The sequence below is a fragment of the Rhodoferax sp. SPJ21 genome, from assembly GCF_058216335.1.
Window position 1 is genome coordinate 869,944 of sequence record NZ_JBYZMO010000002.1, and the last position, 16,792, is coordinate 886,735.

Below are 16,792 nucleotides of genomic sequence, written 5' to 3' on the forward strand. Positions count from 1 at the left end.
GTCAGACAGGTTGGATATCGAAAGGACGTGCCGCCAGGCTGCTTGGCTTGGGCGGGCGGAACTGCACAAAAAACTCATTGCCTTGTACTTCCTGGCCGTTGCGCACCCGTGTCGCACGCTGGTAGCCGATGCTGGCGCGGTGGCGCTCGCACAACTCCCGACAAATATACAGACCCAGGCCGCTGGAGCGGCTCTCGGAGCTGAAAAAAGGCTCAAACAAATGTTGCTCTACGGTTTGCTCCAGTGCAGGACCATCACTCCAGACCTGTAGATGCGATTGCTGGTTGGTCGACAGGCTGGTGCTGACCTGAATGGCCTCTGGCTGGGTGCTGATGTGGCGTGCCGCGTTGTCCAGCAGATTCAGCAGCACGCGCCGCAAGTGGTCGGCATCGAAGTCCACTGGCATACCCAGGGTGGCCGGCGTGACCTTGACCGGCTGGCGGCGCGCATCCTGTTGCATCCAATCCGAGCAAATGTTGTTGATGGCTTCGTCCAACCGGGTTTGCGGCGGGCGGCCGGTGCCAGCGTGCTGTAGGCGGGCAATGCCCAGTACTTCATCGACAATCTTGGATAGTCGCAATGCATTCTGTTGCACCATATGCGTCAGCCGCTGGTGGGCCGGGTCTGTCAGGTCTTCTTCCAATAACGCATTGGCCTGCGTGATGGCGGCCAGCGGGTTGCGGATTTCATGCGCTACGGCGGCCGACATGCGGCCCATGGCGGCCATTTTTTCGGTACGCAGCCGGGCCTCAATTTCGCGCAGATCGTGCAAAAACAGCACGCACAGGCTTTCCGTGCGAGCGGCCTGCGCCACCGTCATGCGGGTGCGAACCCGTACGCGGCGCGGGCTCTTGCCCGTGGCGTGAATGCTGATATCGCCGTTCTGGGGGCTCTCTGTGGCAAAGGTCTTTTGCGCCAGCGCCAGCAAAGTGCGCCAACCGGGCTCGCTGGACAGGAGTAGCGGAGGGCCCGCCTCTGCTCCCAGCAGCCAGCGGGCTGCCGGGTTGGCCGTACGGGTGGTGCCGTGGATATCGACCACCAGCACGCCGTCGGCCAGGGTTTCGATCACCAATTCATTTACGCGGGTCTGCAGTTGTGCATCCATCTGGCTGCGCAGGGCCAGCTGTTCTTCCCCCACCAGCCGGGCTGCCAGCTGATTAACCAGGAAGGCAACCACGAAATATCCCATGCCGGTGAGCCCACTTTGCACCAGCCGGGCGGTGCCGTCCGCGCTGTGGTGGGTTGTCCACCAGGCTTCCAGCAGCAGCAGCAGGGTCATGCAGGCGGCCGTGCCCAGGGCGATGCGGCGCGAACCCTGTACCGCAGCCAGCAGCACCGGCAGCGCCAGTAGCGGGCTGTAGTTGATGCTGCTGGATTCCAGCAACTGCAAGATGGAGAACACCAGCGCATCCACCCCGACCGTGCCGGCCCAGAAGCGGGCTGGCGGCTGCGCATCGCCGCTGGGGTGCATGCGCAGGCGTACCGCCAGGGTGCTGGCGAAATAGCCAGCGCAGAACAGCAGCATCCATAGTGATGCGTCCTGGCCCAGTGCCCATAGCGAGAGATGCAACAGCAAAATTGCCAGCGCAATGCTGACCCGGGCCGTCATGAACCCGTACCAGACCCGCGCCAATGCCAGCGGCTCAGTGGGGGCTGGCTGGGCGGAGGTGGCGTCTGCCATCACTTCTCCGCCTGCTTGCGGTGTCCTTCGCCACAGTAAGCGCCATGCGCTGTACGGACCGCCTCGGTGGACGGTAAATGCACGCCGCACACCCGGCAAGTCACCATGTTTTGCAATTCCGCAGGACGGCGTGGCGTTTGGGGGCGCTCGGCGAGTCGTCTCGATCGCCACAGCCATACGCCGAACAACACGGCCAGCAAAACCAGCAACAGCTTCATACGCCGCGCCTCAGCACCACTTCCAGCACAAACTGCGAACCCACATAGGCCAGCAACAGCAGGCCGGCGCCTATGTAGAGCACCCGCACGGCCTTGCGCCCGCGCCAACCAAAGCGGCTACGCCCCAGCAGCAGAATCGCAAAGGTCAGCCAGGACAGCAGCGAGAACACCGTCTTGTGGCTCCACCGCCAGCCATGCACGCCATACAGCTGTTCGTCAAAAAACCAGCCCACCAGCAGCGTAGCGGACAGCAGCACAAATCCCGCTGCGACCAGCCGGAACGTCAGCCGCTCCAGGGTCAGCAAAGGCAGGCCGCTGGGGGCTTCTGCGGCGTTGCGCATCTGGCGTTCGGCCCGCGTCATCAGCCAGGCGTGCACCACCGCCGCCCCAAACAAACCATAGGACGCAATGCCCAGGGCCCAGTGCAGAGGCAGCCAGGGTGAGGCCATGTCGTGCAGCGAGCTGCCAGGGAACAGCAGGGCCAGCAGCACCGCCACCGCTCCCAGTCCGGCCAGGGCCCAGCGCGCCTCCAGCTGTGGAAACAAATGGCTTTCCACCGCATACACCGTCAGCACCAGCCAGGCCGTGACCGACAGTGCCGGGGCAAAGCCGAAGTGGGGCGGCGAGTCAAACAATCCAATGCTGAGGGCCAGCCCGTGCAATAGCCAGGCCAGCCACAACGCGCTTTTGCTGGCCCGCATGCTGAGGTGCGGGGCGCCCAGCGCGGGTACCGCGTAGGCCAGTGCGGCAGCCACGCACAGCAGCACGTTGGCGAAGGGCGCAGTCGTTAAAATCATGGGCACAGTTTAGCGTTTCGCCCCGTACCCAGTCCTTGGCTTGGGCCTGCCTTGCGCAGCACCCGCACAACCCTCTCCGGAAATTTCTTATGGCCTCCGCCCTCACCGACAAACTCTCCCGCCTGGTCAAAGAAATCCGGGGCCAGGCCCGTATCACCGAGTCCAATGTGGCCGACATGCTGCGCGAAGTGCGCATGGCCCTGCTGGAGGCCGATGTGGCCCTGCCGGTGGTGCGCGACTTCATCGCCCGGGTGAAGGAGAAGGCCCTGGGCCAGGAGGTGATGGGTTCTTTGTCTCCTGGCCAGGCGCTGGTGGGCATCGTCAACCGCGAGCTCAGCCGCACTATGGGCGAGGGCGTGAGCGACATCAACCTGGCCGCCCAGCCGCCCGCCGTGATTTTGATGGCCGGTCTGCAAGGTGCAGGCAAGACCACCACCACCGCCAAGCTGGCCAAGCACCTGATTGAAAAACGCAAGAAGAAGGTGCTCACCGTGTCGGGCGACGTCTACCGCCCCGCCGCTATCGAACAGCTGAAGATGGTCACCAAGCAAGCCGGTGCCGAATGGTTCCCCAGCACGCCCGACCAAAAGCCGTTGGACATTGCCGCAGCCGCCATCGACTACGCCCGCAAGCACTACTTTGACGTGCTGCTGGTCGATACCGCCGGCCGCCTGGCCATCGACGAAGTGCTGATGAACGAAATCAAGGGCCTGCACGCGCTGCTCAAGCCGGTGGAAACCCTGTTCGTGGTCGATGCCATGCAGGGCCAGGACGCGATCAACACCGCCAAGGCTTTCTCGGATGCGCTGCCGCTGACCGGCATCATCCTGACCAAGACCGATGGCGATTCGCGCGGCGGCGCGGCCCTGTCGGTGCGCCATGTCACCGGCGTGCCCATCAAGTTTGCCGGTACCAGCGAAAAGATCGACGGTCTGGAAGTGTTCGACGCCGAGCGCCATGCTGGCCGCGTGCTGGGCATGGGTGACATCCTGGCTCTGGTCGAACAGGTCACGGCCGGCGTGGACATGGCGGCTGCGCAAAAGCTCGCCCTGAAGGTGAAGAGCGGCGAGAGTTTTGACCTGAACGACTTCCTGGGCCAAATCCAGCAGATGAAGCAAATGGGCGGCCTGTCCAGCCTGATGGACAAGCTGCCCACGCAAATGACCGCCAAGGCTGGTCAGATGGACATGGACAAGGCCGAGCGCGACATCCGCCGCAAGGAGGGCATCATCCACAGCATGACCCCGCTGGAGCGCCGCAAGCCCGACCTGATCAAGGCCACCCGCAAGCGCCGCATCGCCGCCGGCGCTGGTGTGCAGGTGCAGGAAGTGAACCGCATGCTGAACGAGTTTGGCCAGATGCAGGAAATGATGAAAAAGATGAAGGGCGGCGGCATGATGAAGATGCTCAAACGCATGGGTGGCATGAAGGGCATGCCCAAGATGCCGTTCTAGGCTTTTAAGCCTTTTAGGCCGCTGGCGCAGGTGGAATATGCGCCAGTAGCTATGATTTTTGAATCAACCCTGGTTGATTTTCCACATCGCCAGCAAGGCGTTTTCCACGCGCCTTTCTGTCTTGTGGAGCGGACGGGCATTCTTGCGGGTTTGAAGTTGTGCCGCCCTGTGTGTCCGAGCCCAAGCCCTCGCAGGGGGGGGCTCTCGTTGGCTGAGGGCTGCCCGGTAAGGGCCCATACCCATATGGCAATGCTTCGGTTACAAAAAACGTATCCGGCATTACCCTGGGTTGTCCCGGTTTGCCCCCTTTGGATGGCCCCAGCGCGCAGTTGCTGGGTTATTCTGACATCCACTTACATTTTGGGTGCAGGACCGCACGAATGAAAAATCTCAATATATCCACCCGTTTGCTGGTGTTGGTCGGTGTTTTGTCGGCCTTGCTGGTGGCCATTGGCGCGTTGGGGCTGTTTGGGATAGCCAAGTCGAATGGGGCCATTGATTCCATGTACAAGGACCGCATGCAGACCCAGACCTGGGTGTCTGACTTCTTGCTGCTGACCACGCGCAACCGCTTGTTGGTGTCCAATGCGCTGATGTCGCCGGTGCCGGAGAAGGTTGCCAAGGCGATGGCCGAGGCCACCGCCAATATCCAGAAGGTGAATACGGTGTGGGCCTCCTTGTCGGCAGTGCCGATGGGGCCGGAGGGCAGCAAGCTGATCAAGGCGATTGGCGACCAGAACCAAAAGATCATGCAGGAGGGGCTGCAGCCTGCCATGGCGGCCCTGACCAGCGAAGACACGGCCACGGCGCGGGTGCTGGTGGTGCGCAAGTTTGCCGACCTGTTCGACCCGCTGCTGGACGACACCAGCGCCCTGCTGGCCCTGACCAAAGAGGCCACGTTACATGATTACCAAGATGCCGAGGCGCGCTACCTGGTGATTCGCAATGTCGCCATCGCTGCCATCGTCGTCGGCGTCGTATTCGCGGTGCTGTTTGGTTTCGCTTTGATGCGCAGCATCACCCGGCCGCTGCAGCAGGCCAGCCAGGTGGCGAATGCGGTAGCCAGTGGCGACTTGAGCCAGCAGATCGACACCACGGGCACGGACGAAGTGTCGTCCGTGATGCTGGCGCTCAGTTCCATGCAGTCCAGCCTGTCGCAGGTGGTGGCCACGGTGCGCCGTGGTTCTGAGAGCGTGGCCAATGCCAGCGCCGAGATTGCCGAAGGCAACCATGATTTGTCGGCCCGTACTGAACACCAGGCCAGCGCACTGGAAGAAACCGCTGCGTCCATGGAGGAGCTGGGCTCCACCGTACGCCAGAACGCTGACAGCGCGTCCCAGGCCAACCAGTTGGCGCTGCGGGCCAGCCAGGTCGCCATGCAGGGCGGCGAGGTGGTGGCCGAGGTGGTCACAACCATGCAGGGCATCAATGAGTCTTCGCGCAAGATCAGCGACATCATCGGTGTCATTGACGGCATCGCTTTTCAGACCAACATCCTGGCGCTGAATGCCGCCGTGGAGGCCGCCCGCGCCGGCGAGCAGGGGCGTGGCTTTGCGGTGGTGGCCAGCGAGGTCCGCAGCCTGGCCGGACGTTCGGCCGACGCAGCCAAGGAAATCAAACAGCTAATTTCTGCCAGCGTGGAGCGTGTGGCCCAGGGCAGCCTGTTGGTGGACAAGGCTGGCACCACCATGACCGAGGTGGTAGATGCCATCCACCGTGCCACCAGCATCATGGGCGAGATCAGCTCCGCCAGCCAGGAGCAAAGCCTGGGTGTGTCCCAGATAGGCGAAGCCGTGACCCAGATGGACCAAACCACGCAGCAAAATGCCGCGCTGGTCGAGCAGATGGCGGCGGCCGCCAGCAGCATGCGCACCCAGGCCCAAGACCTGGTGGACGCGGTGGCCGTGTTCCGGCTGCCGCAGGACCACATGGCTCTGGTGCCGATTGCCCACACCTAAGAACGCGTTCTAAGCCCACCAGGTCGATGGGCCGCACTGCACGCCATGTTTTAAGGAGAAGTGTGACAATTTTGTGGACTTGTCACAAAGACATGTAGTTACAACCGCTAAGGTCTAACCCTAGATCGCCACATCGGTGGCGCAACATTACCGGGCGTAGCAGCAGGCAGCACTTGTCTGGCCTTGCCCGTTGCACAGGGTTAGCACATGAAACATCTCAAAATATCCACCCGCCTGCTAGTACTGGTGGGCGTTCTGTCCAGCTTGCTGGTCGCCGTGGGCTGCCTTGGCCTGCTGGGCATTGCCCAGGCGAATACGGTGGTCGAGGCCATGTACAAACAGAGGATGCAGTCGATTGCCGCCCTGGGCAACTACCAGTTCCTGGCCATGCGCGCGCGGCAGGTGATTTCCGACACGCTGATCGACCCCGCGCCCCTGGTGGTGGCCAAAAATATCCAGGAGGTGGATGCCATCAGCGCCGCATCCCAGAAGGCGTGGGACATCTTCATTGCCACCCCGATGTCCCCCGCCGCCGAAGGCCTGGTGAAGGAGCTGACCCAGAAGCGCCAAAGCTTCCAGCAAGAGGGCCTCAAACCGGTGATGGAGCGTCTGCGCGACGACGACTTTCTGCCCGCCCAGGTGCTGGTGCTGGGTAAGTTCACCGCCTTGTTCAACCCCATCAGCAACGACATCGTGGCACTGCTCAAGCTCACCGCCGACGAGGCCCAGCAAGACTATGACGCCGCTGTGCTGCGCTACCACGCCATCCGTACCGCCTGCATTGCCGCCATCACATTTGGCCTGCTGTTCTCTGTGCTGTTTGGCTGGACGCTGGTGCGTGGCATCACCGTGCCCCTGCTGCGCGCCGGCGATCTGGCTCAAGCGGTGGCCGGCGGACGCCTGGACCAAACCGTGGACACGGCCGGCAGAGACGAGGTGGCCGCCGTGATGCAGTCCCTGGCCGCTATGCAGAGCAGCTTGTCCACTGTGGTAGTGAATGTGCGTCAGGGGGCGCAGTCCGTGGCGGCTGCCAGTGCCGAAATCGCCCAGGGCAACCACCACCTCAGCGTGCGTACCGAGCAACAGGCCAGCGCACTGCAGGAGGCGGCCGCATCGATGGACACGCTCAGCGCCACCGTGCAGCACAACGCCAACAGCGCTGTACAGGCGAATCAACTGGCCCAGCGCGCCAGTACGGTGGCCCTGCAGGGTGGTGCTGTGGTGGCCGAAGTGGTGACCACCATGCAGGGCATCAATGCCTCTTCACGCAAGATCAGCGACATCATTGGTGTGATCGACGGCATCGCCTTCCAGACGAATATCCTGGCGCTGAATGCCGCCGTGGAGGCCGCCCGCGCCGGCGAGCAGGGCCGGGGCTTTGCCGTGGTGGCCAGCGAAGTACGCAGCCTGGCCGGGCGCAGTGCCGATGCGGCCAAGGAAATCAAGCTGCTGATTTCCGCCAGCGTGGACCGGGTCGCCCAGGGCACGGCATTGGTGGACAAGGCCGGCACCACCATGGGTGAGGTGGTGGACGCGATCCGCCAGGTGACCGCCATCGTGGCCGAGATCAGCGCCGCCAGCAGCGGCCAAAGCGCGGGCGTGGCCCACATCCTGCAGGCCGTGGGCCAGATCGACCAGGCGACCCAGCAAAACGCGGCCATGGTCGAGGAAATGGCCGCTTCGGCCCGCAGCATGAAGACCCAGGCGCACGAGCTGGTTGCCACCGTGGAGGTTTTTACCCTGCCCGAGCAGCCGCTGGGAGCCGTGGAGTCGCGTAGATTGCTATTGAATGCATAGCTGCCTGCGCAGGTTTTATATGCGCTAGCTAGGTTTTTGCTGGGGGCTGGGTAGAATCCAGCGCCCATGCCTGCGCTTGCCATCTCACGCCCCCGTTGCCCGGTCTGCCTGCGCCCGCAGCGGACCTGCATTTGCGCCTGGGTGCGGCCGACTGAACATGCGGTCGAGCTGTTGTTGCTGCAGCACCCGCTGGAAGTGGACCAGGCCAAGGGCAGCGCGCGCCTGCTGCACCTGAGCCTGCCGCACAGCCGCATGCTGGTCTGCGAATCCCTGCCGGACGCCGCGCTGCTAAGCGCCCCCTGGAGCCGGGCTGCGCCGCGCCACACCGTGCTGCTCTACCCCGATACGCCGGAAGACGCCGCTTTGGGCCTGCTGCCCGCACCCGCCCTGGACCCCGCCGCGCTGCCAGACCCCGCGCAGATCCGCCTGGTGGTGCTGGACGGCACCTGGCGCAAAAGCCGCAAGATGCTCTACCAAAGCCCCGCGCTGCAGCAGCTGCCGCGCCTGGGCCTGCGCGACGTGCCAGCCTCGCGCTACCGCATCCGCAAGGCGCACCGGCCAGATCAGCTTTCCACCCTGGAGGCGACCTGCCAGGCCCTGGCCCAGCTGGAGGGCGACGCCGAGCGCTACCGACCCCTGCTGGATGCGTTCGACGGCTTTGTGGCGCAGCAGCTGGCATATAGGCCAGATTAGGTTTGCTGCAGTTTTGATAGCTTCTCGCGCACGTGCTACCTGCGCCAGAGCCTGATTTCTCCTGATTAGCTACTTGCCTCAGACACACAACCACAACCGTTCGCCCTGAGCTTGTCGAAGGGCTCCATTTGCAAGCCCTTCGACAAGCTCAGGGCGCACGGGGTCTTTCATGTGCGTGTTGCGATCTGAGGCATGTATCTAATCAGGTGATTTCTCTTAAATCCCTAACGGGTCTACGTCGATGGCCCAGCGGATCAGTCCCTTGGCCTCGGGCTGGCTGCGGGTGGCGCGCAGCACGGCTTGCCAGGTCGCCAGGAAGCGCTGCAGCGCCTGGCGCGATGGGCTCTCCACCAGCATCTGGGCGCGCTCGATATTCGCCACCCGCTGCACGCCCATGGGCACGGCGGGGTAGAGCGTGACGCGGTCGGCGTCTGGCACATCGCAGGCGGCTGCGCTGGCCAGGGTCAAAAAGGCCTGGGCGGCTTCCTGCGTGCGTGCTTCGGCCCGCACCAGGGCCTGGTAGCTGAACGGCGGCATGCCGGCCCCCAGGCGCTCGCCCAGCTGGCTCTGCGCGAAGGCCGGGTAGTCGTGCTGGCGCAGCGCGGTGAACAGGGCGTGTGTGGGGTGCTCGGTCTGAACCCACATCTCGCTGCTCTGGCTGTGGGCTGCGTCGCGGCCGGCGCGCCCACCGGCTTGCATCAGCAAGCTGAAGAGGCGCTCCGGCGCGCGGAAGTCGCTGGAGAACAGCGCCCCGTCCGGGTTGATGGCGGCCACCAGGGTGATGCGGCGAAAGTCGTGGCCCTTGGCAATCATCTGCGTGCCGACCAGCACGTCCACCGCGCCGGTGTGCACCTGGTCCAGCTGGGCTTCGAGTGCGCCCTTGGCCTTGGTGCTGTCGGCGTCGATGCGCGCCACCACCACCCGGCCGCCGTCGGGGCGGCGCAGGTCCACCAGCAGCTCGGCCAGGTATTCCTCCAGCCTTTCGGTACCACGGCCCACGGGTGAAATATCGGGGTTGCCACAGGTCGGGCAGGCGCGCGGCACCGGCTCGGCGTAGCCGCAGTGGTGGCAGCGCAGGCTGCGGTCGATTTTGTGGAACACGCGGTAGGCGCTGCAGTGCGGGCATTCGCTCTTCCACTCGCAGGCGTTGCAGGCCAGCACCGGGGCGTAGCCGCGCCGGTTCAAAAACACCATGCTTTGCTCGCCGCGCTCCACCCGCTGCTGGATGGCGGCCAGCAGCTGGGGCGAGAACACGGTTTTCTTCTGCTGCAGGTTCATGTCCACCAGGCGCACCTTGGGCAGGGCGCCGGCGCCTATGCGGCTGGGCATGGACAGCCGCACGTAGCGGCCGCCTTCTGCGGCCGGGCGGCTGTGGTGCCAGCTCTCCAGCGAAGGCGTGGCCGAGCCCAGCAGCACCTTGCAGGGTGTGGCTGCCGCATCGCCCTGGGTGGCCAGGCGGGTTTCCAGCTGGCTGCGGTAGACGGCCAGGTCGCGGGCCGAGTAGCGCGCGCCTTCCTGCTGCTTGTAGCTGGGGTCGTGCTCTTCATCCACCACGATCAGCTTCAGGCGCGGCATGGAGGCAAACACCGCCATGCGCGTGCCCAGCACGATGCGGGCCGTGCCAAAGTGCGCCGCCATCCAGCTTTTCAGGCGCTGCGGCGGCGTCATGCCGCTGTGCATGGACACGACCGACGCAGCGCCATATTGCGGCTCGAAGCGCTCGCGGAAGCGGGCTTCCAGCTGGGGCGTGAGGTTGATCTCGGGCACCATCACCAGCGCCTGGGCGGTGGGGTCGCGGGCCAGCAGGCTTTGCACCAGCTGCAGGTAGACCTCGGTCTTGCCGCTGCCGGTGGCGCCGAACAATAGGAACGGCCCGGCCTGTGCATCAAATTCGGCGATGGCGCAGGTTTGCTCTGCGCTGAGTGCTACTGAATGTGTAGCATCCTCAGTGCCTGCCGCTGCGCCAGCCTGCGGGCGCTTCAGCCGGCGTGCCAGCTGGGTGGTGTCCAGCTCGCGCAGCTGCGGGGGCAGGGCGGCCAGCGCCACCTCGCCCACGGCGCGCTGGTAGTACTGGGCGGCAAACTGCACCAGGCCGCGCCAGGCGGCGTTCAGCGGCGGCAGCCCGTCCAGCGCGGCGCTGAGGGGGCGGATCTCGAATTCGCTTTCCTCGGGCACTACGTCCCACACCACGCCCAGGGTCTCGCGCTTACCCAGTGGCACGCGCACCAGGCTGCCCGGAGGCAGCGGCGTGGCGTGGCTGTAGGTCAGCGGGCCGGACAGCGCGCTGTGGGCGGGGGTTTGGACAACGACGGAAAGCCGGTGGGACATGGAGGGGGGCGGAGGGTGCAGCTTATGTGCGTTTGTTCACAGAAACTTGTGGATTGGAGCCTAAGTGCTTGATTTACAAATGATTTGAAAGCTATCCCGAGAAGCTGTGGATAACTTTGTTGATATCCCTGGCGGGGGCGCTGTAAAGGCCCGTAAATCAAGGCTCTCAACACTTTGCCTGTAAAAAAAGCATTTTCAGATGACTATATAAATCAATCACTTAGATGCGCTATTCGTTTTATAGCGGCTTGCCGCTTTGCGGCGGCTTCACCAAATGGCAAGCACAAGTTTTGTGCATAACTGGGGCTTGCCAAAACTATTTTTAGCGGGCAGGACCGCTATTTAGGCCCGGATACGGCGCGAAGCACGGTGCACAGCGGCCACCAGCGCGGCTACGTGCTCTGGTGGCGTGTACTGGCTGATGCCGTGGCCCAGGTTGAAGATATGCGTTGGTCCGGTGCCAGCGCCCTGGTGGGGCCGGCCAAAGCTGTGCACCACCTTGTCCACCTCGGCTTCGATCTGTGCGGGCGGGGCAAACAGCACGTTCGGGTCGATATTGCCTTGCAATGCTTTGCTGCCGCCGACCAGGGCGCGTGCCTTGGCCAGGTTCACCGTCCAGTCCAGGCCCAGCACCTCGCAATCCAGGCCGGCCATTTCGTCCAGCCAGAGTCCGCCACCCTTGGTGAACACCAGGCGCGGAATGCGTTGGCCGTTGTGCTCGGTCTTGAGTTGCTTGAGAACCTGCTGGGTATAGGCCATGCTGAACTGCTGGAAAGCGCCGTCGGCCAGCACGCCGCCCCAGCTGTCGAAAATCATCACCGCCTGGGCGCCAGCTTCGATTTGAGCGTTCAGGTAAGCGGCCACGGCATCGGCGTTGACTTGCAGCATGCGGTGCATCAAGTCCGGGCGGCTGTACAGCATGCTCTTGACCAGGCGGTAGTCGTCCGAGCCCTTGCCTTCGACCATGTAGCAGGCCAGGGTCCAGGGGCTGCCGGAGAAGCCAATCAGCGGCACCCGGCCGTTCAGGGCCTTGCGGATGGAGGTGACGGCGTCGAACACATAGCGCAGCTTGTCCATGTCGGGCACCTGCAGCGCGGCCACGGCGGCCTCGTCGCGCACCGGGCTGGCAAAGCGCGGGCCTTCGCCCTGGGCAAAGCTCAGGCCCAGGCCCATGGCGTCGGGCACGGTGAGGATGTCGCTGAACAGAATGGCCGCGTCCAGGGGGTAGCGCTCCAGGGGCTGCAGCGTGACTTCGGTGGCGTAGTCGGTGTTGGTTGCCAGGCCCATGAAGCTGCCCGCCTTGGCCCGCGTGGCCACATATTCCGGCAGGTAGCGGCCGGCCTGGCGCATCAGCCAGACAGGGGTGTGGTCGGTGGACTGGCGCAGGCAGGCGCGCAGGAAGCTATCGTTCTGGAGCGGGGCGAAGGACATGGTGTGCAAGCGGGGCGTGGGGAAACGCCAAGCTTACCGTACCCACCTGGCTAGATCACTCCGCGCGCGGACAGGACGGTGTGCGCTGTCTTGATGCATTTGTTCTGTACCACCCGCAGGCCGGCGGTCGTGGCCCGCTTGGCGGCTTCGCGGTGGGATATGCCTTGTTGCATCCATATGGCCTTGGCGCCGATGGCAATAGCTTCTTCTACGATGGGCGGAATATCCTGGCTCTTGCGGAAGCAGTTCACCACCTCGATGGTGTGCTCCCGCGCAGCAGCTTGCAGGCTGGGGTAGACCTTTTCACCCAGGATCTCGGTTGCATCCGTGGCCGGGTTGATCGGAATGATGCGGTAGCCCCGCGACTGCAGGGTGCTGGCAACGTCATGGCTGGCCCGGCCCGGATCGGGCGACAGACCTACGACCGCGATGGTGCGGGCATGGGTCAGTATTTGGCGGATGGCGTCAGCTTCGTTCATGCGCCACAGTTTACGCATGGCGGCTGTGCTGCGTGTTTACCCTTGGCCGAAGTGGTCGAAGCCGGGCAAATCCAAGTCCAGGCGCAGGCCTTGGGCGTCTACCAGGCGGATGGCCAGGCCCTGGGCTGCGCGGGTCTCGATCAGGCCAATGCGGGTCACCGGTGTCTGGGCCTGGGCCGCTGCGGCTTGTACCGCCTGGCGTGCGCTTGCGGGGGCGGTAAATACGAGCTCGTAGTCGTCGCCGCCAGCCAGTGCGTACTCTCTTTGCTTTTTCAAGCCAAAACTGCCGTTGGTGCAGGAAATATCTGCGCGGGTAGCTATCAAATTGGCAGCAACATCGGCATCCACCACGGCGCCCACGCCGGAGGCTTGCAGGATGTGGCCCAGGTCGCCCAGCAGGCCGTCGCTGATGTCGGCTGCGGCACTGGCCACGCCGCGCAGCGCCAGGCCCAGCGCCACGCGGGGTGTGGGGCGCTCCAGCCGCTGGCGGGCCTGGGCAAAAGCCGCTTCGGGCAGCGACAGCGTGCCGCGGAATACCTCCAGCGCCATCCGGGCATCGCCCAGCGTGCCACTCACGTACAAGTCGTCGCCCACGCTTGCGCCAGAGCGCAGCAGGGCCTGGCCAGGCGGCACTTCGCCGAAGACGGTGATGCAGATGTTCAAGGGCCCGCGCGTGGTGTCGCCGCCCACCAGTTCACAGCCATGGGCGTCGGCCAGGGCCAGCAGGCCTTGCGAGAACGGCTTCAGCCAGTTTGCGTCGGCGCTGGGCAGGGCCAGGGCCAGGGTGAAGGCCAGGGGCTGGGCACCACAGGCGGCCAGATCGCTGAGGTTCACCGCCAGCGCCTTGTGGCCCAGCGCGGCCGGGTCCACGGTGGACAGAAAGTGCCGGCCCTCGACCAGCATGTCGCTGGAGATGGCCAGCTGCATGCCGGGGCGTGGCTGCAGCAGGGCGCAGTCGTCGCCCACGCCCAGTACGGCGCGCGGCGTGGGGCGCGTGAAATAGCGCCGTATCAGGTCGAATTCACCCATGCTGGCGCTCAGTGCAGCGTGTGCGACGCGGGCAGGCCGGTGTCGCCGGTGGAGTCGAGCACAAAGGTAGGAATGGGCACGTCAAAGCGTTCGCCATCCTCCGCCACAAAGAAGTAGCTACCGCGCATCGCCCCGGTGCTGCTGCGCAGCTGGCACCCGCTGCTGTACTGGAAGGACTCGCCGGGCTGTAGCAGCGGCTGGTGGCCCACCACACCCAGGCCTTTGACCTCTTGCAGATGGCCGTTGGCATCGCTGATGTTCCAGTGGCGCGAGATCAGCTGGGCCGCCACGCTGCCGGTGTTGCGGATGGTGATGGTGTAGGCGAAGCTGAACACGGATTGCGCGGGCGCAGACTGCTCGGGCAGGTACTGCGGCACCGCTTCGATGGTGAACTGGTATTTGGGCATGGCGGCATCGTACAGCGCCGTTTTGGCCCTTGCTGGACAAGGCCTGCGAAAATACGGCCCATGAAAAATTACCGCATCGCCCCCTCGATCCTGTCCGCCGACTTCGCCCGCCTGGGCGACGAGGTCAAAAATGTCATCCAGGCCGGTGCCGACTGGATCCATTTTGACGTGATGGACAACCATTACGTGCCCAATCTGACCTTCGGGCCGATGATCTGCAGCGCCCTGAAGCCGCATGCCAAAAAGCCTGACGGCACGCCTGTGCCCATTGACGTGCACCTGATGGTGCAGCCCGTGGACGCGCTGGCCGCTTCGTTTGCCGATGCGGGGGCTTCCTTGATCAGCTTCCACCCCGAAGCCTCGGGCCACGTGCACCGCAGCGTACAGGCCATCAAGTCCAAGGGCTGCCAGGCCGGTGTGGTGTTCAACCCCGCCACGCCGCTGGACGTGCTGGACTGGGTGATTGACGATATCGACCTGATCCTGATCATGAGCGTCAACCCGGGTTTCGGCGGGCAGAGCTTTATCGATTCAGCCCTGCGCAAGATTGAGCAGGCGCGCAAGCGTATCGAGGCTTCCGGCAAGGACATCCGCCTGGAAGTGGACGGCGGCATCAAAACCGACAATATTGCGCGTGTGGCCTCGGCCGGCGCAGATACCTTTGTGGCGGGCAGCGCGATCTTCGGCAACCCTGATTACAAGGCGGTGATTGACAGCATGCGCAGCGCTTTGGCGGGCGTGTGACCTACCATCCGCATATGAACGACCGGACCGCACCATGGCTTTGATCATCACCGACGAGTGCATCAACTGCGATGTGTGCGAACCCGAGTGCCCGAACGATGCAATTTACCTGGGCGAGAAGATCTACGAGATCGACCCGCACAAGTGCACCGAGTGCGTGGGCCATTTCGACGAACCGCAGTGCGTGCAGGTCTGCCCGGTGTCCTGCATTCCGGTGAACCCGGACTTTGTGGAAGACAAGGAAACCCTGCTGCAGAAATACCGGCGGCTGCAGGCCGGTATAGCCAAACCCTAGCTCTTGTCAGGGGTCGCCGGAGCCTCTGGCGCTTTGGGGGTTTCCGGCGGACGCTCTGGCTTGGGGCGTGGCGGTTTCGTGGTGTGGATGGCCATGGTGGCCTTGTTCATATCGCCGGCCAGCAGCGCCGGCAGGGCTTTCAGCGCGCGGTGCATGCTGTCTTCTATGGCATGGCGGTGCTCTGCCGAGGGTTTTTTGAGTACCCAGTTGGCGACTTCCTCCCTGGATCCAGGGTGGCCTATGCCGATGCGCAGCCGCCAGTAGTCCGGGCTGCCCAGTTGGCCGTGGATATCGCGCAGGCCGTTGTGGCCCGCATGGCTGCCGCCCAGCTTGAGTTTGGCTTGGCCGGGGACCACGTCCAGCTCGTCGTGCACCACCAGAATCTCGGCGGGCTGGATCTTGAAGAAACGGGCCAATGCCGCCACCGATTTGCCCGACAGGTTCATAAAGGTCTGTGGCTTGAGCAGCCAGCGCGGCTCGCCGTCCACCACCGTGCGGGCCACGAAGCCGTAATAACTTTTATCCGGCTGCAGGCTGGTTTTCAGCTCTTGAGCCAAGGCGTCTATCCACCAGAAGCCGGCGTTGTGGCGGGTCGCCTCGTATTCCGGGCCGGGGTTTCCCAGGCCAACAAACAATTTGATCATGCGCAGATTATCCCGAAGCAGAAACAAAAACGGCCCACCGAAGTGGGCCGTTGTGCAGAGCTAAGAAGTGAATTACTTCTTGCCAGCTGGCTTGGCGCCGGCCTTGCCCTTGGCGGGTGCAGCAGCGGCAGCGGGGTCCACGGCCACTTCTTCAGCCAGAGCCACGACGGACACCAGAGCGGGGTTTTCTTTGCCGCGGGTCACAACCGACACGCCCTTGGGCAAAGTCAGATCCTTGGCGTGCAAGGAAGATCCCTTGGTCAGGCCGCTCAGGTCCACAGCGATGAACTCAGGCAGATCGGCAGGCAGGCAGGAAATCAACAGCTCTGTCACCACGGGGGTGACCATGCAGTTTTCCGTCTTCACGGCGGGGGACACTTCCTGGCCGCTGTAGTGCAGTGGCACTTTCATGGTCAGCTTGGTGTCGGCTTCCACGCGTTGGAAGTCCACGTGCAGGATCAACTGGCGGAAGGGGTGCATTTGCACGTTACGCAGCAGAACCTTGCTTTCCTTGCCGTCCAATTCCATGTCCAGAATGGTGGAGTGGAAGGTTTCCTTTTTCAGGGCGTGCCACAGCGCGTTGTGATCGACTTCGATCTGGCTGGCAGGCGTAGCGCCACCGTAAACGATGCCGGGGGTACGGCCAGTAATGCGGAGACGGCGGCTCGCACCCGTGCCCTGCTTTGCGCGCTCAAAAGCGACGAATTTCATAACTAACTCCTGTAAGAGTGCACCGCGACCAGTGTCACTCCGATTTCAAAAAACCGGTGGGCACAGTGCACACCGGTCTACTTTTTGTCCTGTTCAGAACAAATAGGGGAGGCTGCTGGGATGCAA

Annotated in this window: 16 protein-coding genes; 6 read left to right on the top strand and 10 right to left on the bottom strand. The window is 63.9% G+C overall.

Annotation, left to right across the window (positions count from 1 at the left end; all coding sequences use genetic code 11):
• Position 1 precedes the first annotated feature (1 nt).
• The 3 genes from AC4BBN_RS11885 to AC4BBN_RS11895 are packed head-to-tail and all read right to left on the bottom strand — an operon-like array spanning position 2 to position 2,696.
• Positions 2 to 1,681: a sensor histidine kinase gene (locus tag AC4BBN_RS11885; RefSeq protein ID WP_490592186.1), complete on the bottom strand. Its 1,680-nt coding sequence runs from the start codon at positions 1,679 to 1,681 to the stop codon at positions 2 to 4.
• Positions 1,681 to 1,899: a PP0621 family protein gene (locus AC4BBN_RS11890; protein ID WP_490592187.1), complete on the bottom strand. Its 219-nt coding sequence runs from the start codon at positions 1,897 to 1,899 to the stop codon at positions 1,681 to 1,683. The genes AC4BBN_RS11885 and AC4BBN_RS11890 overlap by 1 nt, the downstream gene beginning before the upstream one ends.
• On the bottom strand, positions 1,896 to 2,696 hold the full coding sequence (locus AC4BBN_RS11895) for a cytochrome C assembly family protein (RefSeq protein WP_490592188.1): 801 nt from the start codon (positions 2,694 to 2,696) through the stop codon (positions 1,896 to 1,898). Before AC4BBN_RS11895 ends, AC4BBN_RS11890 begins: the two co-directional genes overlap by 4 nt.
• A gap of 89 nt (positions 2,697 to 2,785) precedes the next feature.
• Here AC4BBN_RS11895 and ffh point away from each other — a divergent pair, with 89 nt between their 5' ends.
• From ffh to AC4BBN_RS11915, 4 genes are all read left to right on the top strand, one after another.
• Complete coding sequence (ffh, locus tag AC4BBN_RS11900; RefSeq protein ID WP_490592189.1) at positions 2,786 to 4,150, top strand: signal recognition particle protein; 1,365 nt, start codon at positions 2,786 to 2,788, stop codon at positions 4,148 to 4,150.
• Between the two features lie 380 nt (positions 4,151 to 4,530).
• Positions 4,531 to 6,108 carry a methyl-accepting chemotaxis protein gene (locus AC4BBN_RS11905; protein WP_490592190.1) on the top strand — a complete coding sequence of 526 codons (1,578 nt, stop codon included), beginning with the start codon at positions 4,531 to 4,533 and terminating at the stop codon, positions 6,106 to 6,108.
• Positions 6,109 to 6,315: 207 nt separating this feature from the next.
• Positions 6,316 to 7,905: a methyl-accepting chemotaxis protein gene (locus AC4BBN_RS11910; RefSeq protein ID WP_490592191.1), complete on the top strand. Its 1,590-nt coding sequence runs from the start codon at positions 6,316 to 6,318 to the stop codon at positions 7,903 to 7,905.
• A 66-nt stretch (positions 7,906 to 7,971) separates the two neighbouring features.
• Complete coding sequence (locus AC4BBN_RS11915) at positions 7,972 to 8,598, top strand: tRNA-uridine aminocarboxypropyltransferase (protein WP_490592192.1); 627 nt, start codon at positions 7,972 to 7,974, stop codon at positions 8,596 to 8,598.
• A gap of 216 nt (positions 8,599 to 8,814) precedes the next feature.
• On the opposite strand, the gene priA is transcribed toward AC4BBN_RS11915, so the two are convergent.
• The 5 genes from priA to apaG form a co-directional block, all read right to left on the bottom strand.
• On the bottom strand, positions 8,815 to 10,926 hold the full coding sequence (gene priA / locus AC4BBN_RS11920; RefSeq protein ID WP_490592193.1) for a replication restart helicase PriA: 2,112 nt from the start codon (positions 10,924 to 10,926) through the stop codon (positions 8,815 to 8,817).
• A gap of 342 nt (positions 10,927 to 11,268) precedes the next feature.
• A complete protein-coding gene (gene hemE, locus AC4BBN_RS11925; protein ID WP_490592194.1) occupies positions 11,269 to 12,357 on the bottom strand; it encodes a uroporphyrinogen decarboxylase in 1,089 nt (362 codons plus the stop codon).
• A 50-nt stretch (positions 12,358 to 12,407) separates the two neighbouring features.
• On the bottom strand, positions 12,408 to 12,854 hold the full coding sequence (locus AC4BBN_RS11930) for a CoA-binding protein (RefSeq protein WP_490592195.1): 447 nt from the start codon (positions 12,852 to 12,854) through the stop codon (positions 12,408 to 12,410).
• A gap of 18 nt (positions 12,855 to 12,872) precedes the next feature.
• Positions 12,873 to 13,865 carry a thiamine-phosphate kinase gene (gene thiL, locus AC4BBN_RS11935; protein WP_490592196.1) on the bottom strand — a complete coding sequence of 331 codons (993 nt, stop codon included), beginning with the start codon at positions 13,863 to 13,865 and terminating at the stop codon, positions 12,873 to 12,875.
• An 8-nt stretch (positions 13,866 to 13,873) separates the two neighbouring features.
• Positions 13,874 to 14,272, bottom strand: coding sequence for a Co2+/Mg2+ efflux protein ApaG (apaG, locus tag AC4BBN_RS11940; protein ID WP_490592197.1), 399 nt, complete (start codon positions 14,270 to 14,272; stop codon positions 13,874 to 13,876).
• Positions 14,273 to 14,332: 60 nt separating this feature from the next.
• On the opposite strand from apaG, the gene rpe reads away from it, so the two are divergent.
• Positions 14,333 to 15,016, top strand: coding sequence for a ribulose-phosphate 3-epimerase (gene rpe, locus AC4BBN_RS11945; RefSeq protein WP_490592198.1), 684 nt, complete (start codon positions 14,333 to 14,335; stop codon positions 15,014 to 15,016).
• Positions 15,017 to 15,050: 34 nt separating this feature from the next.
• Positions 15,051 to 15,311 carry a YfhL family 4Fe-4S dicluster ferredoxin gene (locus tag AC4BBN_RS11950; protein WP_490592199.1) on the top strand — a complete coding sequence of 87 codons (261 nt, stop codon included), beginning with the start codon at positions 15,051 to 15,053 and terminating at the stop codon, positions 15,309 to 15,311.
• Here AC4BBN_RS11950 and pth read toward each other — a convergent pair.
• Both pth and AC4BBN_RS11960 read right to left on the bottom strand, forming a co-directional pair.
• Positions 15,308 to 15,955, bottom strand: coding sequence for an aminoacyl-tRNA hydrolase (pth, locus tag AC4BBN_RS11955; protein ID WP_490592200.1), 648 nt, complete (start codon positions 15,953 to 15,955; stop codon positions 15,308 to 15,310). The genes AC4BBN_RS11950 and pth overlap by 4 nt on opposite strands.
• 72 nt (positions 15,956 to 16,027) lie before the next feature.
• On the bottom strand, positions 16,028 to 16,666 hold the full coding sequence (locus tag AC4BBN_RS11960; protein WP_490592201.1) for a 50S ribosomal protein L25/general stress protein Ctc: 639 nt from the start codon (positions 16,664 to 16,666) through the stop codon (positions 16,028 to 16,030).
• Between the last annotated feature and the right edge of the window lie 126 nt (positions 16,667 to 16,792).